This is a genomic window from Microbacterium sp. Marseille-Q6648 (genome assembly GCF_943181415.1).
GTDB lineage: Bacteria > Actinomycetota > Actinomycetes > Actinomycetales > Microbacteriaceae > Microbacterium.
Map to the genome: position 1 here is coordinate 25,440 of NZ_CALPBZ010000007.1, position 22,341 is coordinate 47,780.

A 22,341-nucleotide genomic window follows, 5' to 3' on the forward strand; every position below is an offset into this window, starting at 1 on the left:
GGACAGCGGACAGCGGACGGCGGACAGAGTAAGGGCCGGTCGGAGAGGCCTCCGGCCGGCCCTTTTCCCTTGCACCAAGAGTGTCCTGCAATCACATGTCGGTAGCTGCCACAGCAAAACAACTACCGCTCTAGAACTGTATAACGGCAAGGTAACGACGACAAGGGTTTGCCGTTATCTTTTTGTGATTCTTTTCCGGCCCATAGCCCGCACCCAGGTTTCCGCCACCCGACTCGGTCGGACGCCTACGCTGAACGAACCCGACGCGAAGGAGACGCGCATGACGAACGACCAGGCCGAGGAGGCCGCGCCGCTGCAGGGCAGGCCGTGGCTGAACGCGTACGCCGACGGCGTCCCGCCCGTCATCGAGCCGGTCACCGAGACGCTGGTCGACCTGTTGGCGGCGTCGGTGCAGCGGTACGGCGACCACGTGGCGTGCGAGTTCTTCGGCGCCGAGACCACCTACGCCGAGCTCGGCGAACAGGTCTCGCGTGCCGCGAACGCCCTTCGCCGTCTCGGGGTCGAAGCCGGCGACCGGGTCGCGCTGATTCTGCCGAACTGTCCCCAGCACGTCGTCGCGTTCTACGCGGCGCTGCGGCTCGGGGCGATCGTCGTCGAGCACAACCCGCTCTACACGGCGCGCGAGCTGCGCCACCAGTTCGAGGTCCACGAGGCGGTGGTCGCGATCGTGTGGGACAAGGTCGCCGACGTCGTCGCAGGCTTCCCGCGCGACGTCGCCCCCGCGGCGATCGTGTCGGTGAGCCTGCCCGACGCCCTGCCCTGGACCAAGCGCCTCGCGCTGCGGCTGCCGATCCCGGCGGCGCGGCGCTCCCGCGAGGCGATGACGGCCACGCCGTCGGCCCGCGGCCTGATCTCGTGGGCGCAGCTGGTGAAGGGCCGCAGGCTCCCGCGGAAGTGGCCCGCACCGGCGCTCGACGACATCGCGCTGCTGCAGCTGACGAGCGGAACCACGGGCACGCCCAAGGCCGCCGTCCTCTCGCACCGCAACCTGCGATCCAATGCCGCACAGGGGCGCGCGTGGGTGCCGGGCCTGCGCGAAGGCGACGAGGTCTTCTACGCGGTGCTGCCGATGTTCCACGCGTACGGACTGACGCTGTGCCTGACCTTCGCGGTTTCGATCGGGGCGCGGATCGTGCTGTTCCCCAAGTTCGACGTCGACATGGTCCTCACGGCCGCCCGCACCTCGCCACCCACGTTCCTGCCGGGCGTCCCGCCGATCTACGACGCTCTCGCCCGTGCCGCCACGACCCGCAAGGGAGTGGACCTCACCAGCATCCGCTTCGCCATCTCGGGGGCCATGAGCCTGCCCGTGGCCACCGTGGCCCGGTGGGAGGAGGTCACCGGCGGCTTGCTCGTCGAGGGGTACGGCATGACCGAGACCTCTCCGGTCGCCCTCGGCAACCCGATCGGTCCGTCGCGCCGTCCGGGCACCGTGGGTGTGCCATTCCCGAGCACCGAGATCCGCGTCGTCGACCCCGACGAGCCGACCCGCGATGTGCCGGTGGGCGAGCCCGGCGAGCTGCTCATCCGCGGACCGCAGGTCTTCCAGGGGTACTGGCACCGGCCGGACGAGACCGCTGCCGTCCTGCTCGCCGACGGGTGGCTGCGCACCGGCGACATCGTCACCGTGTCGGAGGACGGCTTCGTCACCGTCATCGACCGCGTGAAGGAGATCATCATCACGGGTGGTTTCAACGTGAGTCCGACCGAGGTCGAGCTGGTGCTGATGCAGCATCCGGACGTCGAGGCCGCCGCCGTGGTGGGCCTTCCCCGGTCATCCGGCGGCGAGGACGTCGTTGCGGCCGTCGTGATGCGTGAGGGTGCGCGCTTCGACGGCGGCGCCCTTCGCGAGTTCGCCCGTGCGCACGTCACCGCGTACAAGGTGCCCAAGCGCATCGTCGAGCTCGACGAGCTGCCCCGCTCGCAGATCGGCAAGGTGCTGCGCAAGACGGTGCGCGACCGCCTGCTCGAAGCCTGACCGCGCAGGACGGCACACCGAGGGGCATTGCCGGTGTCGGCGAGGGTGGGTACCGTTCCACACGGATGCCGCCTCTCACGCCGAGCGGTGCGGCCGACGCTCCGCGACGTCAGGAGGACGCCCGTGACTGCCGAGACCACTGCTCTGCCCCCGGTCGTGAGCGCGGATGAGTGGCGGCGCGAGCTGGACGCGCTGCGGGTTCGCGAAAAGGCCGCGACCCGCGAGCTCGACGCCATCGCCGCCCAGCGGCGTCGACTGCCGATGGTGGAGCTGCCGCCCTACCGCCTGACGGGTCCCGAGGGCGAGGTGTCGCTGGCCGATGTCTTCCAGGGCCGCTCGCAGCTGATCACGTATCACCACATGTGGAATCCGGGCGCCGAATGGCAGTGCCCCGGATGCACCGGATTCACGGCGCAGTTCACCCGCACCGAGTTCCTCGAGCCCTACGACGCGCGTTTCGTGATCGTGGCAAACGCGCCGCTCGACGAGGCGATGGCGTACCGCGAGAAGGTCGGCAATCGCATGGACTGGTATTCCGCGGCCGGGTCGACCTTCGGCCCCGACATGGATGCCGCCCCGGGCGAGGGATTCGCCGTCAACGTCTTCCTGCGAGACGGCGATCGGGTGTTCCGCACGTGGCACACCAGCGGCCGGGGCACCGAGCAGCTCACCCACACGTTCGCGCTCATCGACCTGCTGCCCTGGGGTCGGCAGGAGGCGTGGCAGGACTCGCCCGAGGGGTGGCCGCAGCAGCCCACGTATGAGCGGTGGACGTCGTCCGAAGACATCGCCGCAGCCTACGGGGCCGGCTCGGGTCATCGGGACTGAGGCCGTGGCGCGCATCGTCTGCGGCATGCTCGTCTCGCTCGACGGGTACGTCGCCGACCCCGACGGCGTGATCACCCTTCCCGTCCCCGGGCCCGAACTGCACCGCCACTTCAACGAGGTGCAGCGCCGCACCGCCATGAGCGTCTACGGGCGGCGCATGTGGAAGATGATGCGGTACTGGGGTGAGCCCGACCCCGACCGGGATGCCGTGGGCGAGGAGTTCGCGCAGCTGTGGGCGGCGACACCCAAGGCCGTCGTCTCGCGCACCCTGCGTGAGGTGCCCGACGGCGTGCGCCTGATCGCCGACGACGCGGTGGACACGGTGCGGGCGCTGAAGGCGGAGATCGAGGGGGAGATCGACGTCTCCGGGCCAGATCTTGCCGCATCCCTCGGCGAAGCCGGCCTGATCGACGAGTACCGTCTCTACACCCAGCCGGTCGTGCTCGGCGAGGGGGTCCCGTTCTTCGCCCGCGGCTGCCGCCCCTCGCTGCGGCTGCTCGGGGCCGAGCGGTTGCCCGAGGACGTGGTGCTCACCCGCTACGCTCCTGCGTGATACCGCGCGGGCGGGTGCGCACGCTGAGGTCCGTAGGCTGGACGGCGGAGGTCCCGCATGACATTTCCCGCCGCCGACCTGAGGCTCATCGCCGTCGACATGGACGGCACGCTCCTCGACGGTGACGGCAACGTGCCGGCCGCGCTGTGGCCGCTCCTCGACCGGCTCGCCGCGCGCGGCATCCGATTCGCCCCGGCCAGCGGGCGACAGCTCGCCACCCTCCAGCGCTCCTTCGCCGACCACCTCGACGACATGGTGTTCATCGCCGAGAACGGCGCACACGTGGTCAGCGGTGCCGACGAAGTCAGTTCGGACGCGCTCGAACCGCAGTTCGCGGCATCCGTCGTCGAACGCGTGCGCGCGCTCGCGGCAGGCGGATCGGACGTCGGCCTGGTGGTGTGCGGCAAGCGGTCGGCGTACATCGAGAGGGCGGATGCCGCATTCCGCGCCGAGGCCGACCGCTACTACGCCCGCCTCGACGTCGTCGAGGACCTGCTGGCCGTCGACGACCAGATCTTGAAGCTCGCCGTCTACGACTTCACCGATGCCGCCAGGGCCGCGCCCGCCCTGGAGGACCTGCGGGCCACCCACCAGGTGGTGGTGTCGGGGCATCACTGGATCGATGTGATGAACGCGGGTGTCAACAAGGGGGTGGCGCTCGAGCGGCTGCAGGCGGCCCTCGGCGTGACGCGGGCGCAGACTGCGGCGTTCGGCGACTATCTGAACGACCTCGAGCTGCTCGACGCCGCGGACCTGTCGTTCGCGATGGCGAACGCGCACCCCGACATCCTCGCGCGCGCCCGCCACCGCGCCCCCTCGAACCTGGAGTACGGCGTCATCACGACGATCGAGCGGCTTCTCGGCTAGCCCAGGACGCCCCGGCGTCTCGGGCTCAGCGGCCGATGACGGCCTCGGGCCTCAGATCGAGGCGGCGCAGCAGCTGAGCATTCAGCGCGACCACGATCGTCGACAGCGACATCAGCAGGGCGCCGATCGACATCGGCATCACGAAGCCGATCGGTGCAAGGATTCCGGCTGCCAGGGGCACGGAGATGAGGTTGTATCCGGCCGCCCACCACAGGTTCTGCAGCATCTTGCGGTACGACGCGTGCGACAGCTCGATCACCGACATCACCGCGCGCGGGTCCGAGCCGGCGAGGATCACGCCGGCCGAGCCGATCGCCACATCCGTGCCCGCGCCGATCGCGAGTCCCACATCCGCCTGCGCGAGTGCGGGGGCGTCGTTCACGCCGTCACCGACCATGGCGACCTTGCGCCCTTCCGACTGCAGCTGCGCGACATTGGCGGCCTTGTCCTCGGGGCGGACGCCCGCGAAGTAGCGGTCGATCCCGAGTTGCGCCGCGACCGAGGCGGCCACAGCGTCGGCGTCGCCCGTGATCATCACGACCTGCACGCCGCGTGCGTGAAGCGCGTCCACCGCCTGCCGCGACTCCGTGCGGATCTCGTCCGCCAGACGCAGGGCGCCGGCGACCTGTCCGTCGATGACCACGTGCAGGATGATCGCACCCTCGTCGCGCCACGTGCCCACGGCGGCGAGCTCGCTGCGGCTCTCGTCCTCGAGCATCGCGGGTCCGCCCACCCGGACGACGCGGCCGCCGACGACGGCGCGCACGCCGACGGCCGGCGACGACGAGAACTCGCTCGCGGGCGCCACGTCGACGCCGCGATCGCGGGCGGCGGCGACGATCGCGCGCGCCAGCGGGTGCTCCGAGTCCGCCTCGGCGGCCGCGGCGGCCGCGAGGACGTCGTCCTCGGTGAAGCCGTCCGCCGGCTCGATCGCGGTCACGGCGGGGGCGCCCTTGGTCAGCGTGCCGGTCTTGTCGAACAGCACGGTGTCGACGTGGCGCATGCTCTCGAGCGCGAGACGATCCTTCACGAGTACGCCCGCGCGAGCCGCGCGCTCGGTCGCGATCGACACCACCAGCGGGATCGCCAGACCCAGCGCGTGGGGGCAGGCGATGACCAGCACGGTGATGGTGCGCACCACCGCCTCATCCGGCATCCCGAGCGTCGTCCAGACGACGGCCGTCACGGCGGCGGCACCGAGGGCGAACCAGAACAGCCACGCCGCGGCTCTGTCGGCGAGGCGCTGCGCGCGTGACGACGACGCCTGCGCATCGCTGACCAGGCGACGGATGCCGGCCAGCGCCGTGTCATCGCCGATGGCGGTCACGCGCACCCGAAGTCCGGAATCCGTCGCGATCGTGCCGGCCACGACAGGGTCGCCCTCGCCGCGCCGGACGGGGCGGGACTCTCCGGTGATCATGGACTCGTCGACGCTCGCCGAGCCCTGGGTCACCTCGCCGTCCGCGGGCACCCGCCCGCCGGGGCGGACCACCACGAGATCGCCGACGACGAGCTCGGACGGTGCGACGGTGACCACCGTCTCGCCGTCGAGGCGCTCGGCCTCGTCGGGAAGGAGCGCCGCGAGGGAGTCGAGCGCCGAGGTGGTCTGCGCGAGCGAGCGCATCTCGAGCCAGTGGCCCAGCAGCATGATCACGATGAGGAGCGCGAGCTCCCACCAGAACTCGAGGGCGTGATCGAGGATGCCGAGACTGGCGCCCCACGAAGCGATGAACGCCACGGTGATGGCCAGACCGATCAGGAGCATCATCCCCGGTGCGCGAGCCTTCAGCTCGGCGACGGCGCCGGTGAGGAAGGGGCTGCCGCCCCACACGTACATGACCGTGCCGAGGAGGGGAGGGATCCACGCGGTCGGCGCGGGAAGGGTGTAGCCCAGCAGCATCCCGAACATGGGCGAGAACGCCACCACCGGCACCGCCAGGATGAGCATGATCCAGAACAGGCGCCGGAAGCGCGCGACATGGTCGCCGTGCCCGGCGTGGCCGCCGTGGCCGCCGTGGCCGCCGGGCTGCGCGTGCTCGGCGTGCTCGTCGTGCGAACTCTGCTCCGGGTGTTCGGGCGGGCCGTCCCCTGCGGCGTTCGGGTGACGTGCCGGCGCGGGGGTCCCGTGGTCGTGGTGACTGTCCATGATGTGCACCAACATACCCCTATGGGGTATCTATTCCCAGGGGGTCAAGCCAACTCGGGCGTCCGCGGTGGAGACGTGCGTCGCGGGCGCAGGGATTCGAAGCCCGTCGCCCAGCGCAGCAGGTCGCGATCGGAATACGCCGCGCCCGCGAACGTCAGCCCCACCGGCATGCCGATGTCGTCCATCGTGCCCATCGGCACCGTGACCGTCGGGATCCCCATGTGCCGGATCGCCAGGTTGCCGTTCGCAACCCAGACGCCGTTGCGCCATGCGAGGTCGGCCGACCGGGGATTCACATCGGCGTCGGCCGGGCCCACGTCGGCCATGGCGGGGAAGACGACGGCATCGAGGCCGAGCGCCAGCATCCACTCTTCGAGGTCGAGCCGCCTCGTGGCCTCGAGACCGCGCAGGCCCTCGGCGAGCTCGGGGATCTCGGCGAGCGAGCCGTACGGATGCTGCTGCACGTGCGCGGGGTACGCGGCGATGTCGTCGTCGAAGCCGGTGTAGCGGTCGGGCAGCGCCCCGGGTGGCGCCGGGAAGATCCGCTCGCCGTCCACCTGCTCGAGGCGGTTCAACGCGGGGTCGCCGTTGGCCCGCAGGAAGTCGTCCCATGCCCACGCGGACAGGTCCTCGATCTCGTACCGAAGGAACTCGGGGCGAACCAGCCCGCGCGTCGCGAGCGTCGGGGCTCCCGCGCGGTCGCCTTCGTAGTTGGACACCACGGGGAAGTCGACCTCGATCACCTCCGCGCCGGCCGCTTCGAGGTCGCGGCGCGCGGCCTCCCACAACGCCAGGACGGCGGGGCGGGGCACGATGCGCTCGCCCAGCGGACCCCCCATCCCGGTGCCGGTGCCCGCGTCGGGGTCGCCGCCGAGGAACATGCGGGGTACCCCGAATCTCCTTCCCGCCAGCGACGCGGATGCCGCGGCGCCGAGTTCGGCGTAGGCCGCCCCCCGCAGGGTGGACGCCGCCGGCAGCGGCAGCCACGGCTGTGCCCGCCAGAAGTCGCCGCGGGTCTCGGGGTCGTCCGCCACGAGCACGTCGAGGATCTCGAGCATGTCGGCCATCGTGCGGGTGTGGGGGACGACGACGTCCATGGTGGGCACGAGGGGCCAGTTGCCGCGGACCGAGATCACACCGCGCGAGGGCGTGTAGGCGCAGAGCGCGTTGCACGAGGCCGGGGCGCGCCCGCTCGACCACGTCTCTTCGCCGAGACCGAAGGCGGCGAACGATGCGGCTGTCGCGGTACCCGACCCGTTGGACGATCCCGAGGCGAAGGCGGACGTGAGGTAGTCGGCGTTGTACGGGCTCTCGGCGCGTCCGTAGAGTCCCCGCTGCATGCCGCCGTTGGCCATCGGCGGCATGTTGGTGAGTCCGAGCAGGATGCAGCCGGCCGCCCGCAGCCGCTCGATCGAGAACGCGTCACGCTGCGCGACCAGGTCGGCGAACGCGGGGGAGCCCGCCGCGACCGTGAGACCGCGGACCATGAAGCTGTCCTTGGCGGTGTACGGGATGCCGTCCAGGGGTCCGAGTGCGAGGCCGGCGGCCCGTCGCGCGTCCGAGGCCGCCGCCTCGGAACGGGCGTCGGGGTTGCGGACGACCACCGAGTTCAACGCGGTCGGGCTGCCCGGCTCGTCGTAGGCGGCCAGACGCGCGAGGTAGGAGTCGACCAGTTCGACCGCGGTGGTGCGGCCGCTCTCGAGCGCGGCGCGCAGGTCGGCGATGGACGCCTCGACGACGCGGATGGTCATCGCGCTTCGTCTCGCTGCGCTCGCTCAGCGACCGGGGGGATGCCGGCTTGCTCGGCGACCGGGGGGATGCCGGCTTGCTCGGCGACCGGGGGGATGCCGGCTCGCTCGGCGGAGGTGCGGGGCTGCTGCTGGGTGATGCAGTGGATGCCCCCGCCGCGCGCGAGGATCGGGCGGGCGTCGATCGTCACGACGTCCCGGCCGTACGCCTCGCGCAGGATGTCCGCCGCCCGTGCGTCCGCTGCGGGCTCGCCGTAGCCGCACGCGATGACCCCGCCGTTGACGACCACGTGGTTGACGTAGCTGTAGTCGACGAAGCCGTCCTCGTCGCGCAGCGTCTCGGGGGCGGGCAGTTCGATCACCTCGAGGCTGCGGCCCGCGGCATCCGTCGCCTCCTGCAGCACGGCCCGCAGTTCGCGAGAGACCGCGTAGTCGGGGTGGGCCGGGTCGTCCTGCCAGTGGAGGAGGACCGTGCCGGGCCGCGCGAACGTCGCGACCATGTCGACGTGGCCGCGCGTGCCCCAGCCGGAGTAGTCGCGCGTGAGGCCCCGCGGCAGCCAGATCGGGTGGGTGGCGCCGAGCGTGCGGGCCAGTTCCCCCTCGACGCGCTCCTTCGTCGCATACGGGTTGCGGCGCGGGTCGAGCTGGACGGTCTCGGTGACCAGCACGGTGCCTTCTCCGTCGACGTGGATGCCGCCGCCCTCGTTGACGAGCATCGACGGCAGGTGGACGGCGCCGGCCCGGGCGGCGACGAAGCGGGCGACACGGTCGTCGCGCTCCCACGTGGCCCAGGCATTGGCGCCCCACCCGTTGAAGATCCAGTCCACAGCCCCGAGCCGCCCCGACTCGTCCACGACGAAGGTCGGCCCGATGTCGCGCATCCAGAAGTCGTCGAGCGGCGCCTCGACGATCTCGACCTCGCCCGACAGCCGCCGCCGCGCGTCGCCGACGGCGGACGGGTCGACCACCATCGTGACCGGCTCGAACGACACGGCGGCGTTGGCCACGGCGGCCCACGTGTCGCGCGCCTCGTCGGCCGACGAGGCGTCGTCGCCGAGAGTGTTGCCGACCCGGGGGAAGGCCATCCACAGTCGCTCGTGCGGAGCCCACTCGGCCGGCATCGTCCAGGTCATCCTCGCTCCTTCGTCGGGTGTTCTCATCCTGTCCGATCCGCCTCGCTAACGAAACGGCGGCCTCGGCGCAACCCCCTACGAAACCGCTCGGGACCGGACGTAGCGTCTGAACACCGGCGAAAGGAGCGCACCATGTCCATGAATCCTCCCCTTCTCCCCGTGCCTGACGGCGAAGACGGCCGCGAACCCGAACGGGTCGGAGCCGACGACGTCGAGCGGCCGCTCGATCCCGACCTCGACGACGACCGTCTCGACAGCGCCGCCGCTGACGAGCAGGCGGCCGCCGAGGGCACGATGGACGGCGACGTCGAGAACGTCTGACAGGACCGAACGGGATGCCGCGGGGGGCGGCATCCCGTTCTTGCACGAGGATGGGCTCATGCTGAACATTCCCACGGTCACTCTGAACGACGGTGCCGCGTTCCCCGAAGTGGGACTCGGCACCTACAACCTGCGCGGCGAAGCCGGTGTGGAAGCGATGGTCGCGGCGGTGCAGTCCGGCTATCGCCTGCTCGACACGGCGGTCAACTACGAGAACGAGACGGAGGTCGGCGAGGCGATCCGTCGCAGCGGCGTCGACCGCGACGAACTGGTCATCACGTCGAAGATCCCCGGGCGCCAGCACGGACGCAAGGAGGCCGTGGACAGCATCCGCGGATCGCTGGATCGCATGCGGCTGGACCGCATCGATCTGCACCTCATCCATTGGCCCAACCCGAGCGTCGACCGCTACCTCGACACCTGGCGCGGAATGATCGACGCCCGCGAGGAGGGTCTGGTCCGCTCCATCGGGGTGTCGAACTTCACCGAGGCGATGCTCACCCGTCTGATCGACGAGACCGGCGTCACCCCTGCGGTCAATCAGATCGAGCTGCACCCGTACTACCCGCAGTCGGCGTTGCGCGCCTTCCACGCCGAGCACGGCATCCGCACCGAGAGCTGGAGCCCGCTCGCACGGCGCGAGCTCATGCTCGAGAAGCTCATCGCCGAGCTCGCCGTGGTCTACGCCGTCACCCCCACGCAGATCGTCGTCCGCTGGCACGTGCAGCTGGGCAGCACTCCCATCCCCAAGTCCGCCGACGCGGACCGACAGCGCGAGAACGCCGACGTGTTCGGCTTCACCCTCGCCGATGACCATGTCGAGGCGCTGTCGCGGCTCGAGCGCGGTCGGCTGTGGGACGGCGACCCCGATACCCACGAGGAGATGTGACCGGCCGCTGCGCCTACGCGATCATCGGGGCTCGGCCCCCGGTCAGTGCGGCGCGTGGTACTCCGTCTCACCGCGCTTCCAGTAGCCCTTCACGGTGACCCCGGCGGCGTCGAGGTTCCAGCGATCCAGGAGCAGCGCACGCCCCGGTCGCACGATCGCCTGCTCGGCGGCGATGAAGCCCAGCACGTCGCCCGCCGGGCGATCCGGTGTCCCGAGGGACTCGAGCCGCGCGGTCAGCGCCGACGCCGGCGCGCCCCCGCCGCGATGCACGTGCTCGACGGCCACTCCCGCCGGTGCGTCGATCGCCGGTTCATGGTCGGCGTCGGCGTCGGCGACTTCGATGACGATGCGCCCGACCGCTGCGTCGTCCATCGCGCGGACGTAGCGTCGTATCGCCGGCAGGGCGGTCTCATCCCCGGCGAGGAACCATGCGTCGGGGCGCCCCACCAGGACCTTCGACCCTCGGGGACCCCCGACTCCGGCGACGGACCCCAGCGGAGCCGTGGCCGCCCACGGGGCCGCGACGCCGTCGTCGCCGTGCACCGCGAACTCCAGCTCGAGCCAGTCGTCGCCCCACGCGAACGGCGTGTACTCGCGGTTCGGCGCGGCACGGAGCTCCTCCACCGACTCGGGGTCGCCGTCGGGGAAGAAGATGCGGATGTGGTCGTCATCTCCGAGCGAGGTGAAGCCGCGAAGCTCGTCTCCGCGCAGGCGGACGCGCACGTACGAGGGGGTCAGCCAGACGCGCTCGGCGAGCGCCGCTCTGCGGAACCGCATCTCGATGCCCTGACGTTCGAAGGTGAAGGCGGGTGAGGTCGTCATCAGAGCTGTGCGCCGTCGTCGTCGCGGTCGTAGATGCCGACGTTGCGTCCGCGGGACGATTCGTACGCGATGAGCCACCCGATCGAGATCGCCGCGGCCAGGATGATCCCGAGCCACACGTTCCCCCAGATCAGTCCGAACAGGATGCCCGCCGCGAACAGCAGCACGGTGCCGCCCGCCCATCCGGAGTGTCCTCGCGTCCAGCCCTTCGCTCTCTCACTCATGGCCCCACCCTACGGTTGCGCACCGTCGATAGGGTGGGTAAACGTCTTCCGGTCCTGCTCGAGAGGAAACCATGTCGATCGCCCTCAGCCCCCTCACCCTCGGCACATCCGGTCTGGGCCGCGGCACCGCGCCCGGGTCGCCCGAGGAGGCCGCCGCGGTCGCCACGGCTATCGCCCTCTTCGACAGCGGGCACGCCTTCCTCGACACGTCCAACAACTACGCCGGCGGACGCTCCGAAGCCGTGATCGGCCGGGCGATCGCCGAGCGCGGCGGAGATTCGGCGGACCGGGTCATCACGAAGGTCGACAGCGACGGCGAGACCGGAGCGTTCGACCGCGACCGCGTGCTGCGCTCGTACGAGGAGAGCCTGTCGCGCCTGGGCGTCGACCGGGTCGCACTCCTGCACCTGCATGACCCGTTCACGATCTCGTTCGACGAGGCGGCCGCTCCCGGCGGAGCGATCGAGGGGATGCGGGAGCTCAAGGAGTCCGGCGCCGTGGACGTGATCGGCGTGGCCGCCGGACCGGTGCCGCTCATGCAGCGCTACGTCGACACCGGAGTCTTCGACGCCGTGCTGTGCCACAACCGCCTCACCCTCGTCGACCGCTCGGCGCAGTCGCTCTTCGAGAGTGCCCGGGCGCGCGGCATGACCGTCTTCAACGCCGCTCCCTACGGCGCCGGCCTGCTGGCTTCCGGCCCGAAGCCCGGTGCCTCCTACGGCTATCGTCCGGCCAGCGCCGCGCTGCTCGAGTGGACTGCGGCAGCCGAGGCGCTGTGTCAGGAGCACGGCGTCTCGCTCGGCGACGCCGCGCTGCACTTCTCGCTGCGATCGCCGCTCGTGGATTCCACCGTGGTGGGCGTCTCGTCGGCCGGGCGGCTCGCCGAACTCGACCGGCGTGTCGCCGTTCAGGTGCCTGCGGAGCTGTGGGCTGCGATCGACGCGCTCGGACCGGCGCCGTCGACGATCGACGACAGCGAATACGTCTGAGAGCGGTGACCCGCCCCGCCACGCCGTCGCCGCGCGTCTGACCCTCACCTCGCGCGGTGGTCCTCCGGGTGGAGCCGGGGGCCCCGCCGCGGTTCGTGGACGCCGCTGGCCCCGATGAGTCGGATCACCCGCTGACGGTGGCCGGACCAGGGTGCGAGCAGTTCCAGCATCCCGTCGTCATCGGCGCGATGGCCCGTCAGCGCATGGCCGACCTCGTGCGCGACGTGGTAGTCCCCGACGCTGACGGCGTCGGGGTCGCCGAGGGCCTTGATGACGGTCTCGGCGACGGTCCACGGACCGACACCGCGCATGCTCAGCAGCACGCGGTCGCGCTGCTCGGCGTCCGTGGCGGTCTCGACGGCGCGCGCCACGGAATCGCCGCGACGGGCCGCCTCGACCACCGCGCGTGACTGCGGGGGCTCCAGACCGGCGCGGTGCCAGGCCCACGACGGCACCCGGCGCCACTCGTCGACCGAGGGCGGTGCGAACATGGGGCGCGGTGTCGGGCCCGGTGCGGGTTCGCCGTGCCACGTGACGATGCGACGCCATGCGCCGAAGGCCTGCACCCCGGTGACCTTCTGCTCGAAGATCGCCCCGGCGAGAGCATCGAACACCAGGTCGGTGCGGCTGAGCCGCAGCCCGGGATTGCGGTGGTGGGCGTCGGCGATGAGGGGGTGATGGGAGGGATCGAACCCGCTGGGGTCGTCACGGGCTCCGCACAGTGCGGGCAGCTGATCGAGCGCCCACTCCGCCCCTGGTCCCCACGCCGCGGCCCTGACGATGCCGGGGGCCGTCTCGCGAAGGGCGAGGGTGGCCACTCCCGCAGGGGTGCGGCTGGCCCGCCAGATGACGGCTCCGTCGACGGTGAGGGTGGGGTCGCCGGCGCCGCGGCGCTGGAAGAGCACCGTGCGCCTGAGGTCGAGCGGCAGGCGCGGACGGTACTCCGTCTCGAGCGGCCGCGCCTGTCCCGTCGCCTGGCCGACGCGCTCCGCGGGCATGCGCCGCGGACGTGCGGACGCGGTGCGCGGCGGAGTCATACGCACACCCTACGTCGCGCGTCCGACGCTCGGTGTCGCCGGTGCGTCCCGGGTGCTCGCGATCAGAAGCGGTCGGGCGAAGGGGTCCCGTGGCCGTAGCGGATGACGACGTCGGCGTGCCGATCGAAGCGGTAGCCCACCCCGCGAACGGTGCGCACGATGTCTTCGTAGCGGCCGAGCTTGGACCGCAGTCGTCGCACGTGCACGTCGATGGTGCGCTCGCCGGGCGTCTCGTCGTCGGTGGATCCCTGCCACAGCGACGACACCAGCTCGGTGCGCTCGATCGTGCGCCCCTCGCGCAGCACGAGGTACTGCAGCAGCTCGAACTCCTTGAAGGTCAGCGCCGCCGACTCGCTGTCGATGAGCACCCGCTTGCGCGAGATGTCGACGATGACGCCGCGCGCGGCGCGCTCCTCCTCGGACGGCTCGTCCTGCTTGCTGCGGGCGATGGCCGACGGCTCGTGCAGCGCCCGTCGCACGACGTCGACATCCCGTCCGCCCGCGCCCGCCGGGGCGAGTGCGACGGTGGCGTACGTCTCGGCCTCGGGGGCCAGTTCGGCGAGGGTGCGACGCAGGGCGTCGACCAGGACACCGAGCGAGACGCCTGCCGCGGCGGCCTTGGCCTCGTCGAGGCCCACGTACAGGGCGAAGCCGCGCGGCGCGGTCCCCGGGGGAAGGCTGTTGGCGGCCGGGGCCGGTGCCGGCTGGGCAGGGGCGGGCCGTTCGTGAGTCGCCGGGGCGGGCGCGGTCTCGGAGACGGCGCGGAGGGCGGAGCGGAGGGGTCACGGCGCGGAGGTGGGTGGGGCGCTCGAGCAGTGCGGTGTTCGACATGATGATGGTCCTTGGAGGAAGTGAACCCCGGCCACGCGTCGGGCCCGGAGCGGGTTCGAGAGGTGTTGCGGTCTGCCCCGGCGAGAGGGCGGGAGCGAAGCATCCGGTCGTGCGTGATCGACGCAGGACTCCGGCGCTTCGGGGGACTCGCTGTTCACGCGACGGGGCGGCATTCAGCCCGTGGGTGCAAGTCCGGCAGAGGTCACCGTGCTAGTGGCACATTCGACAACACAGAGCAACGCGGCCGGCCATCATCATGCCGGCAGTCCCGTTCGCCTCCCAGGCGGACAGAGAACGCGCGTTGTCAGTCATGACGCGATTATGACGGAGTGCGTCGCAATGCGTCAAATCGCTAGGATGCCGCTGCCCCCGGTCCGGGGAATGTTCCATTATGCTCAACGTCCCGCTCTGCGACCCCGTCTCACACCCCCTGCGCCGCAGTTCCAGCATCCTCACGTCTTGTGGCGGCGATGCGGAGGGTGTATTTTTCGCGCACCGGGGCACCCGACACCCGCCGCCACGCCGCCACTTCGCGACGTCGTCCTCTGCCGAGCCTCGCCTCACCACGCCGTGAATCGGAGGACGTCATGCATGCAGGGAAGAAGGTCGGCCGCGCGCTCGTCGCGCTGCTGGCAGGAGCCGCGCTGGCCGCGGGATCGATCGCCGGTGCAAGCGCGGCGGCTGCTGCCGCCGCCGGGAAAGGGCGGCGGCGGGGAGGGGGAGGCGGGGGAACGAGCCTCCCCAACAGCGTCGCAGCGCTCGGCGATTCGATCACGCAGGCCTCGATGACCTGTTTCACCCTGTACACGTGTCCGGTGAACAGCTGGTCGACGGGTTCGGATTCTCTCGTGCAGTCGCACGTCACGCGGCTCAAGGCGCTGGGTGCGAAGATCCGCTCCACCGGCAACTACGCCGTCCCCGGCGCCGAGTCGGCCGACCTGCCGGGCCAGGCGTCGCGCGCGGTGTCACAGGGCGCGAAGTACGTCACCGTGCTCATCGGCGCCAACGACGCCTGTGCCGACTCCGTCGGCTCGATGACGCCCGTGGCGTCGTTCCGATCGAGCATCGACAGTGCCCTGTCCGCGCTCGCGAGCAGCAAGGCCCAGCCGGTGGTCTTCGTCGCCAGCATCCCGAATCTGCAGCGTCTGTGGGACATCAACGTCGGCTATCCGTCGTCTCTCTCCTCCATCACCAGCCGGTGCCCCGCGCTCGCGCAGGATCAGGCGGCGGTCCAGGCGCAGGTCGATGCGTACAACGCCGAACTCGCCGCCGCGTGCTCCGCGACGGCACGGTGCATGTGGGACGGCGGCGCTGTCGCGAACACGGACTTCACCCGTGCCGACCTGGCCTCGGACTCTTTCCACCCCTCGCGGTCCGGCCAGGCCAAGCTCGCCTCGGTCACATGGGAGGCAGGGCCCTGGACGCCGTGATGACGGAGCGCAGGCGCGTCCCGAGACCCCGGCCGCGCCGTCGGGATCTCACGCCTCCAGAGCCCACCCCTGGCCGGCCTCGCGGATGACGGCGACGGCTCCCGCGTCGATCTCGATCCGATCCCGTTGCCCGCTGACCAGATCGACGCCGTCGCCCGCGATGCGCACGGCGGCCTCGGAGTGATTCAGGATGAAGAGGTAGTCCGCCTCGGCGCCGCGGCGACGGACCGCCTCGATGCCGGCATCCGCCGCACCCGCGAGGGTGGGCTCGATGCCGGCGTCGACCGCCGCCTCGGCGAGGAACGCGTCGAGCGAGTGCTGAGTCAGCTTGGTGGAGACGTAGGTCGCCGACCCCGAGCCGACCGATCGCCTCGTCACGGCGGGGCAGCCCCGGAGGGGACCGGACGCGTACTCGGCGACCACGGACGCCGTCTCGACACGGAGGAGCTCGGACCACACACCCGCCTGCGAGCCGTCGCTGAGTTCGATCGTCTCGCCGGGCGGAAGCGGGAACATCTGCTCGCCGCGGATCCCGAGGAGACCGCGCAGCATGCCGGGATACCCGCCGCCGACGACGCGCTGATCCATATCGGCGAGACCGGATGCGAAGGTGACGACGAGTCGGCCGCCTGACTCGGCGAAGTCCTCGAGCCAGCGCGCGGTGGTCGCTGTCATCGCGTAGAGCGCAGGGACGACGATGACCTTGTACCGATCGGCGGCACCGCCGGGACGGATGAAGTCGACCGGATAGCCGCTGCGCCAGAACGCCCGGTGGGTGGAGCGCACCTCGTCGGAGTACGACACCGCGTCGGAGGGGAGGTGCGGAGTCTCCAGCGACCACCAGCCCTCGGCATCCCAGACGATGGCGATCTCGGCGTCGCCGAGCACCCCGTCCGCCGGGGCGGTGGCGACCTCTGCGATGCGATCGAGGGTGTCGCCGAGGCGGACGATCCCGTCGAACGCGCGCGTGTCGGGACCGGCGTGCGGAACCATCGCGCCGTGCCAGAGCTCCGAGCCGGCCGCGGATGCACGCCACTGGAAGAAGAGTGCGCTCTGCGAGCCGCGCGCGATGTAGCCCAGCGAATTGCGGATCATGCGGTCCACGCCCTTGGTGACGACGTGATCGCCCGTGCGGATCCCGGTGGCGTTCTGCTCCATGAGCAGCCAGGGGCCGCCCGCCCACGACCGGGTCAGATCCGCTCCGTAGGCGACGTGCGCCTCGCCGTCGGCGCTCGTCGTGTCGAGGTAGTGATCGATCGAGACCACATCCTGCTCATCGCTCCAGGTCCACTGATCGAGGTGATTCCACGTGGGCAGCATGAAGTTGGTGGTGATGGGAGCACGGGACCCGGATGCCCGGACCTCGTCGCGCTGCTCGCGATACGCCTCGAGCATCTCGTCCGAGCAGAAACGCTTGAAGTCCACCACGTGGGCGGGGTTGTGCAGGTACTGCGTCTGGACCGGGGGAAGGATCTCATCCCACGCCCCGTAGCGCTGCGACCAGAAGGCCGTGTACCAGACGCGGTTGAGCTCGTCGACGGTGCCGTAGCGGCGCTCGAGCCAGCGGCGGAAGGCGCGAGCGGCGTGAGGGCCGTGGTCGATGGTGCCGTACTCGTTGTGGATGTGCCACCCGCGGAGCATGTCGTGGTGCCCGTAGCGGTCGGCGAGATACCGAGCAATCCGCCGGGCGGCGGCGCGGTACGCGGGGGCGCTCACGGCGTAGGTGTCGCGAGAGCCGTGGAGCACCCGCGTGCCGTCGGGACGGACGGGGAGGGCGTCGGGGTGCGCGACGGTGAACCAGGGTGGCGGCGACGCGGTCGGAGTGGCCAGGATGAATCCGATGCCGTCGGACGCCAGGCGGTCGATGACCTCGTCCAACCACGCCGGGTCGAATTCCCCCTCTCGGGGTTCGAGCATCGCCCACGAGAACACGCCGATCGTCGCGGTGTTGACCTTCGCGCGCTTCATGAGCTCGATGTCTTCTCGCCAGACCTCGCGCGGCCACTGCTCGGGGCTGTAGTCGCCGCCGAAGAGGAATCGCGCGGGGGAGTACGGTGCGGGGGTCATGGATTCATCCCTTCAGTCCGCCGCTCACGAGGTCGAGCCGCCAGTATCGCTGGAGGACGAGCATCATCACGATGAGCGGGATGATCGAGATCGCGGCGCCGATGATGGCGAGGCTGTAGAGCGACGGCGTGCCCGAGCCTTTCGAGAGCAGCGTGTAGAGGCCGACCGTCAACGGATACATCCGCTCTTCGGACAGCATGATGAACGGCAGCAGGAAGTTGTTCCAGATCCCGACGAACTGCAGCAGGAAGACCGTGACCATCCCGGGAACCATCATCGGCAGCACGATCGACGTGAAGATCCGGAACTCGCTCGCGCCGTCGATCCGTGCCGCCTCCAGGGTGTCGGAGGGGACGGCCGACGCGGCATAGACGCGCGCGAGGAAGATGCCGAACGGCGAGATCAGCACCGGCAGGAGGACGGACCAGTACGTTCCGGCCAGACCCATCTGCGACATCAGGAGGTACTGCGGGATGGCGAGGGTGATCCCGGGGAGCAGAACGCCGGCCAGGATCGCGTAGAACCAGATCTGCCGCCCGGGGAAGTCGTACTTGGCCAGGGCGAACCCCGCCATCGTCGAGATGAGGGTGGACAGGGCTGCTCCGACGCCGGCGTAGATGAAGCTGTTCCAAGCCCACAGCGGGAACTGGCCGCCGCCGTAGGCGAAGAGATCGGCCACGTTGTCCAGGAGGCCCGTCCCCGGAAGGAATGTGAAGGTGGTGAACAGCTCCGAGTTGGACTTCGTGGACGCCGTGACGACCCACAGGACCGGGACGAGGCAGTACACGGCGCCGAGGATCAGCACCGCGGAAGCCACGAGGGGGCGACGGGGGCGGCGTTCGGGCGCTGTGCTGGACTGCGGTCTCACGCGCGCGGTCGGACGCTCCGGCAGGACGGCGGTCATCATTCCCCTCCCAGGGCGCGCTTCTGCGTCGCCCGCAACAGCAGCACCGACACCACGAGCGTCCCGATCGCCAGGACCACCGATGACGCGGCCGCCAGCGACAGGTCGTCGCGCACGAAGGCGTCGCGGTAGATCTTCATCAGCGGTACCCAGGTCTGGGATATCTCGTTGGTCATGGGTCTCAGAGTGGTCGGCTCGCCGTAGACCTGGAGCGTCCCGATGAGGGCGAACAACCCGGTCAGCACGAGCGCAGGGGCGACGAGCGGGATCTTGATGCGCCACGCGATGCTCCACTCCCCGGCTCCGTCGATGCGTGCGGCCTCGTAGATCTCGCTGGGGATGCCGCGCAGGGAGGTGTAGATGATGATCATGTTGAATCCGACCGCGCCCCAGATCGCGATGTTGGCCACCGCGGGGAAGAGGGAGGTGCCCGTGAGCACGATGACATCCGGAAGCCCGAGCTGGTTGAGCACCCAGTTCAGCGGGCTCGTGGACGGCAGATACAGGAAGCCCCACAGAAGAGATGCGATGACGCCGGGAACGGCGTAGGGGATGAAGATCGCCGTGCGCGAGAACCTCGCCGCGCGGACGCCGGGCAGGTCGAGCAGCAGCGCGAAGAGCAGACCCAGCCCGAGCGTGACGGGGACGGCGATGGCGCCGTACACGGCCAGGCGTGCGAAGCCGGCGAGGAACTCGGCGTCGGTGAAGGTGCGGACGTAGTTCTCCAGCCCGACCCAGGTCTCCTCGCGGACGCCGAACGGCCCGGCACCGCTCACGCGGAGTCCGCGGAAGCTCAGGAAGATCGCGTAGCCGATCGGGATGGCGAGGAAGGCCACGAAGAGCACGCCGGCGGGAAGGAGGAACGCGTAGGGAGCGACCCAGGTGCGCCGGCGGCGGCGTTGCCGGATCGGCAGCTGAAGAGCGGCATCGGTCATGAGGGGGCTTCTTTCGGCGAGCGACCGCGGGTGTGAGGAGGACGTGGGTGCCGGGAGGCCCCGGCACCCACGCATGTCACCGTCGGGTGACGGTGAATCCCGAGGTTTCCATGTCGTCGAACACGACGTCCTCGGTGGCCGTCAGGGCGTCGCGAAGCGGCGTGCCCGCGGTGACCGCGGCGGACATGGCGTCCTGGAAGGCGCTCGATGCGACGTTGACGTTCGGTCCCCAGCTCAGGTCGGGGATGGTGTCGGCGGCGATCTCGGCGGCTACCGACCAGTAGTCGGTCTGCTGCGGCATGAGGGCGGGCGGGTCGCTTTCGAGCGTGAGCTCCTGGCCGAGCAGAGAGGCCGGATACTGCCCTTCCTGGATCTGGATGCGGGCGGCCTCCTCCGACGCGGCCAACCATGCCGCGAACTCGGCGGCAGCCTCGGGGTGCTGGCTGGAGGTGGTGACCACGACGGCCGATCCGCCCTGGAATGCCACGGCGGAGTCGCCCTCGTCCCACTGCGGGAGAGGTGCCATCGCCCACTGGCCGGCCATGTCCGCGGCGACGCCGTTGATCACGCCTGCCGCCCAGAGCCCGGCCGGCCACGACAGGATCTTGCCGTCGTTGAGCTGAGCGTTCCACTCCGGGGTGAGGAGCGGTTCGGCCCGCACGAGGTCCCGGTCGATGAGGTCCTGCCAGTAGTCGGCGACGGCGACGGATGCTTCATCGTCGAACCCGACGGTCCACTCCCCGTCCTCGACGGTCCACCATTCGGCGCCGGCCTGCTGGGCGAACGCCGCGAAGCCGCCGAACTCCGCCGGCGCGAAGGTCGTGATGTACGCGTCCGGGTCCGCCTCGCGGACCGCGGCGGCAGCCTCGGCGAACTCCGCCCACGTCGTGGGGACGTCGATCCCGAGTTCGTCGAACCGCGCCTGGTTGTACGTCAGAGCCTGCGGGCCGGCATCCTGCGGCACGCCGTAGCTCGCACCGTCGAACGTCGACTGGCTCCAGATTCCCGGTGCGAAGTCGGCTTCGATGTCGGCGACGTGCTCGCTGATGTCGGCGGCGACGCCGGCCACGATCATCGCGGGCAGCGTGTTGTATTCGACGAGCGCGACGTCGGGCGCGCTGTCCGCACGTGCTGCGGTGACGAGCTTGGCGGAGGAGTCCGACCCGCCGCCGGCGTCGGTGTGGTTGACCTGGATGTCGGGGTGCGTCCGGTTCCACTCGTCGACGAGCGGCTTCTGCGCCGTGCCCCAGGCCCAGTAGTCGAGCGTCACGGTCTCGCCTTCCGTGCCGCCTCCCCCCGTGGTCGTGGCTGCACAGCCGGTCACCGCCAGGGCGGCTGCTGCCGTCGCTGCGATCAGCGTCATCCTCTTCATTGCACATCTCCCTCGACATGTTGTCAGTGCGACCATCGTCAGCCACGGTATCGAAGCGTTTACGCGAAGCGCTTCGACATGCACAGTACGCGGGGTGCCGGGGGATGGCAACCCTCGCAATCCGACGCGAATCGCGATGGGTTGCCCAGACGGCGGTGGCCGCGTAGGTTCTAGTCGAAGCGCTTCGAGCGCGGTCACCGACAACGGAAGTTCCATGGCAAAGATCCACGAGGTCGCGAAGGCGGCCGGGGTATCCATCAGCACGGTCTCTTACGCCCTGAGCGGCAAGCGCCCCGTCGCTGCCGAGACGCGACGGCGCATCGAGGCGGCCGTGGCCGAGCTGGACTATCGGCCCAACGCCGGCGCACGGATGCTCGCGGGGAACCGGACGCACATCCTCGCCGTCACCGAGCCCCTTCGTGCCGACACGCATGCGCCCACCCACATGGCCTTCGTCCTCGCGACGGCGATCGCCGCTCGCCGCTCGGATTACGACGTCCTCCTCCTGACGGACGAGCAGGCGTCGGCGGGAATGCATCGGGTCGCCGCGAGCGGGCTCGTGGACGGGATCATCGTCCTCGACGTCGCGCCGACGGACGAGCGGGTGGCACTGTCACGCGAGATCCCGACGCCGACGGTCTTCGTCGGAGTTCCCCGCGATCACGAGGGCCTGCTGTGCGTCGACCTTGACTTCGAACGGGCGGCCGACATGGCGGTCGAGCAGCTGGTCGCGGCGGGTCACCGCCGGATCGGGCTGATCGGCCACGCACCCCCGGCCTACGAGCTGTCCAACTTCCCGCCGAGGGTGCGGGACGGATTCCTCGCCGCTGCCGAGGCACGCGGAGCCCGCGGCGAGTTCGCCATGCTCGCCGGCGAGGGGCGGTCGGACCTCCGCGCGCGCCGCGCCGCCTCCGGTCTCCTGGACTCCGGGGTCACCGCCCTCGTCCTTCACTGCAACGACGAGGCGCACAACGGCGTCCTCGAAGAGATCGCCGCCAGGGGCATGGACATCCCGGGCGATGTCTCGGTCATCTCCGTGGGCTCCAGCTTCGACACCGGCGGTTTCGCCACCGCTCTCAGTTCCGTCCCGCTGGTGCCGCAGGAGTCGTGCGACATCGCCGTCGAACTGGCTCTGCAGCGCATCGACGGCGACGATCCCGCACCCGGCGTGCGGCTGATCGATCCGCATTTCATCGACCGCGGATCCGTCGCGCCGCCGCGGTCGGTCTCCGAATGACTTTCCGCG

19 protein-coding genes and 1 pseudogene are annotated in these 22,341 nt (G+C 70.7%); 9 read left to right on the top strand and 11 right to left on the bottom strand.

Annotated features, from left to right (window positions below; all coding sequences use genetic code 11):
- The first annotated feature begins 280 nt into the window (after window positions 1–280).
- The 4 genes from NFR93_RS15705 to NFR93_RS15720 all read left to right on the top strand — a co-directional run bounded on the left by NFR93_RS15705 (window position 281) and on the right by NFR93_RS15720 (window position 4,247).
- The gene (locus tag NFR93_RS15705) at window positions 281–1,999 is read left to right on the top strand and encodes a long-chain-fatty-acid--CoA ligase (protein WP_251455440.1); all 1,719 of its coding nucleotides are present in this window, start codon (window positions 281–283) and stop codon (window positions 1,997–1,999) included.
- Window positions 2,000–2,122: 123 nt separating this feature from the next.
- Entirely contained in the window at window positions 2,123–2,827 is a 705-nt protein-coding gene (locus NFR93_RS15710) for a DUF899 domain-containing protein (protein ID WP_251455441.1), read from the top strand.
- A 4-nt stretch (window positions 2,828–2,831) separates the two neighbouring features.
- On the top strand, window positions 2,832–3,380 hold the full coding sequence (locus NFR93_RS15715) for a dihydrofolate reductase family protein (RefSeq protein ID WP_251455442.1): 549 nt from the start codon (window positions 2,832–2,834) through the stop codon (window positions 3,378–3,380).
- A gap of 57 nt (window positions 3,381–3,437) precedes the next feature.
- Window positions 3,438–4,247 (top strand): Cof-type HAD-IIB family hydrolase, encoded by an 810-nt coding sequence (locus NFR93_RS15720; RefSeq protein ID WP_251455443.1) that lies wholly within the window; start codon window positions 3,438–3,440, stop codon window positions 4,245–4,247.
- Window positions 4,248–4,272: 25 nt separating this feature from the next.
- Here the strand turns inward: NFR93_RS15720 and NFR93_RS15725 are convergent, their stop codons facing one another.
- Genes NFR93_RS15725 through NFR93_RS15735 form a run of 3 tightly spaced genes read right to left on the bottom strand, consistent with a single transcriptional unit; the run spans window position 4,273 to window position 9,274 of the window.
- On the bottom strand, window positions 4,273–6,393 hold the full coding sequence (locus tag NFR93_RS15725; RefSeq protein WP_251455444.1) for a heavy metal translocating P-type ATPase: 2,121 nt from the start codon (window positions 6,391–6,393) through the stop codon (window positions 4,273–4,275).
- 44 nt (window positions 6,394–6,437) lie between these two features.
- Window positions 6,438–8,144, bottom strand: a complete 1,707-nt coding sequence (locus NFR93_RS15730) for an amidase (RefSeq protein WP_251455446.1) — start codon at window positions 8,142–8,144, stop codon at window positions 6,438–6,440.
- Window positions 8,141–9,274, bottom strand: a complete 1,134-nt coding sequence (locus tag NFR93_RS15735) for an agmatine deiminase family protein (protein WP_251455448.1) — start codon at window positions 9,272–9,274, stop codon at window positions 8,141–8,143. The genes NFR93_RS15730 and NFR93_RS15735 overlap by 4 nt, the downstream gene beginning before the upstream one ends.
- A gap of 159 nt (window positions 9,275–9,433) precedes the next feature.
- Here NFR93_RS15735 and NFR93_RS15740 point away from each other — a divergent pair, with 159 nt between their 5' ends.
- The gene (locus tag NFR93_RS15740; protein WP_251455450.1) at window positions 9,434–9,595 is read left to right on the top strand and encodes a hypothetical protein; all 162 of its coding nucleotides are present in this window, start codon (window positions 9,434–9,436) and stop codon (window positions 9,593–9,595) included.
- A 58-nt stretch (window positions 9,596–9,653) separates the two neighbouring features.
- Window positions 9,654–10,484 carry an aldo/keto reductase gene (locus NFR93_RS15745; RefSeq protein ID WP_251455452.1) on the top strand — a complete coding sequence of 277 codons (831 nt, stop codon included), beginning with the start codon at window positions 9,654–9,656 and terminating at the stop codon, window positions 10,482–10,484.
- A gap of 42 nt (window positions 10,485–10,526) precedes the next feature.
- Here the strand turns inward: NFR93_RS15745 and NFR93_RS15750 are convergent, their stop codons facing one another.
- Together NFR93_RS15750 and NFR93_RS15755 are read right to left on the bottom strand one after the other, a co-directional pair.
- On the bottom strand, window positions 10,527–11,306 hold the full coding sequence (locus tag NFR93_RS15750; protein WP_251455454.1) for a siderophore-interacting protein: 780 nt from the start codon (window positions 11,304–11,306) through the stop codon (window positions 10,527–10,529).
- Window positions 11,306–11,530, bottom strand: a complete 225-nt coding sequence (locus NFR93_RS15755) for a hypothetical protein (protein ID WP_251455455.1) — start codon at window positions 11,528–11,530, stop codon at window positions 11,306–11,308. The genes NFR93_RS15750 and NFR93_RS15755 overlap by 1 nt, the downstream gene beginning before the upstream one ends.
- Before the next feature lie 71 nt (window positions 11,531–11,601).
- Between NFR93_RS15755 and NFR93_RS15760 the strand changes: the two genes are divergently transcribed.
- Entirely contained in the window at window positions 11,602–12,519 is a 918-nt protein-coding gene (locus NFR93_RS15760; RefSeq protein WP_251455457.1) for an aldo/keto reductase, read from the top strand.
- 44 nt (window positions 12,520–12,563) lie between these two features.
- On the opposite strand, the gene NFR93_RS15765 is transcribed toward NFR93_RS15760, so the two are convergent.
- Window positions 12,564–13,517, bottom strand: coding sequence for a DNA-3-methyladenine glycosylase family protein (locus NFR93_RS15765; protein WP_251455494.1), 954 nt, complete (start codon window positions 13,515–13,517; stop codon window positions 12,564–12,566).
- A 101-nt stretch (window positions 13,518–13,618) separates the two neighbouring features.
- Window positions 13,619–14,387 (bottom strand): annotated as a pseudogene (locus tag NFR93_RS15770) (winged helix-turn-helix domain-containing protein).
- 587 nt (window positions 14,388–14,974) lie between these two features.
- Between NFR93_RS15770 and NFR93_RS15775 the strand changes: the two are divergent.
- A complete protein-coding gene (locus NFR93_RS15775) occupies window positions 14,975–15,817 on the top strand; it encodes a GDSL-type esterase/lipase family protein (RefSeq protein ID WP_251455458.1) in 843 nt (280 codons plus the stop codon).
- Between the two features lie 48 nt (window positions 15,818–15,865).
- On the opposite strand, the gene NFR93_RS15780 is transcribed toward NFR93_RS15775, so the two are convergent.
- From NFR93_RS15780 to NFR93_RS15795, 4 genes are all read right to left on the bottom strand, one after another.
- A complete protein-coding gene (locus tag NFR93_RS15780) occupies window positions 15,866–17,884 on the bottom strand; it encodes a beta-galactosidase (protein WP_251455459.1) in 2,019 nt (672 codons plus the stop codon).
- 4 nt (window positions 17,885–17,888) lie between these two features.
- Window positions 17,889–18,788, bottom strand: coding sequence for a carbohydrate ABC transporter permease (locus tag NFR93_RS15785; RefSeq protein ID WP_251455460.1), 900 nt, complete (start codon window positions 18,786–18,788; stop codon window positions 17,889–17,891).
- Complete coding sequence (locus NFR93_RS15790) at window positions 18,788–19,723, bottom strand: carbohydrate ABC transporter permease (protein WP_251455461.1); 936 nt, start codon at window positions 19,721–19,723, stop codon at window positions 18,788–18,790. The genes NFR93_RS15785 and NFR93_RS15790 overlap by 1 nt, the downstream gene beginning before the upstream one ends.
- A gap of 76 nt (window positions 19,724–19,799) precedes the next feature.
- Window positions 19,800–21,086, bottom strand: a complete 1,287-nt coding sequence (locus tag NFR93_RS15795; RefSeq protein ID WP_251455462.1) for an ABC transporter substrate-binding protein — start codon at window positions 21,084–21,086, stop codon at window positions 19,800–19,802.
- A gap of 223 nt (window positions 21,087–21,309) precedes the next feature.
- On the opposite strand from NFR93_RS15795, the gene NFR93_RS15800 reads away from it, so the two are divergent.
- A complete protein-coding gene (locus NFR93_RS15800; protein ID WP_251455463.1) occupies window positions 21,310–22,332 on the top strand; it encodes a LacI family DNA-binding transcriptional regulator in 1,023 nt (340 codons plus the stop codon).
- Window positions 22,333–22,341 lie beyond the last annotated feature (9 nt).

Coding starts and splice junctions, on each gene's coding strand:
- NFR93_RS15705 (WP_251455440.1), top strand. CDS start 281: ATGACGAACGACCAGGCCGAGGAGGCCGCGCCGCTGCAGGGCAGGCCG.
- NFR93_RS15720 (WP_251455443.1), top strand. CDS start 3,438: ATGACATTTCCCGCCGCCGACCTGAGGCTCATCGCCGTCGACATGGAC.
- NFR93_RS15725 (WP_251455444.1), bottom strand. CDS start 6,393: ATGGACAGTCACCACGACCACGGGACCCCCGCGCCGGCACGTCACCCG.
- NFR93_RS15730 (WP_251455446.1), bottom strand. CDS start 8,144: ATGACCATCCGCGTCGTCGAGGCGTCCATCGCCGACCTGCGCGCCGCG.
- NFR93_RS15735 (WP_251455448.1), bottom strand. CDS start 9,274: ATGACCTGGACGATGCCGGCCGAGTGGGCTCCGCACGAGCGACTGTGG.
- NFR93_RS15745 (WP_251455452.1), top strand. CDS start 9,654: ATGCTGAACATTCCCACGGTCACTCTGAACGACGGTGCCGCGTTCCCC.
- NFR93_RS15750 (WP_251455454.1), bottom strand. CDS start 11,306: ATGACGACCTCACCCGCCTTCACCTTCGAACGTCAGGGCATCGAGATG.
- NFR93_RS15755 (WP_251455455.1), bottom strand. CDS start 11,530: ATGAGTGAGAGAGCGAAGGGCTGGACGCGAGGACACTCCGGATGGGCG.
- NFR93_RS15760 (WP_251455457.1), top strand. CDS start 11,602: ATGTCGATCGCCCTCAGCCCCCTCACCCTCGGCACATCCGGTCTGGGC.
- NFR93_RS15765 (WP_251455494.1), bottom strand. CDS start 13,517: ATGCCCGCGGAGCGCGTCGGCCAGGCGACGGGACAGGCGCGGCCGCTC.
- NFR93_RS15775 (WP_251455458.1), top strand. CDS start 14,975: ATGCATGCAGGGAAGAAGGTCGGCCGCGCGCTCGTCGCGCTGCTGGCA.
- NFR93_RS15780 (WP_251455459.1), bottom strand. CDS start 17,884: ATGACCCCCGCACCGTACTCCCCCGCGCGATTCCTCTTCGGCGGCGAC.
- NFR93_RS15785 (WP_251455460.1), bottom strand. CDS start 18,788: ATGACCGCCGTCCTGCCGGAGCGTCCGACCGCGCGCGTGAGACCGCAG.
- NFR93_RS15790 (WP_251455461.1), bottom strand. CDS start 19,723: ATGACCGATGCCGCTCTTCAGCTGCCGATCCGGCAACGCCGCCGCCGG.
- NFR93_RS15795 (WP_251455462.1), bottom strand. CDS start 21,086: ATGACGCTGATCGCAGCGACGGCAGCAGCCGCCCTGGCGGTGACCGGC.
- NFR93_RS15800 (WP_251455463.1), top strand. CDS start 21,310: ATGGCAAAGATCCACGAGGTCGCGAAGGCGGCCGGGGTATCCATCAGC.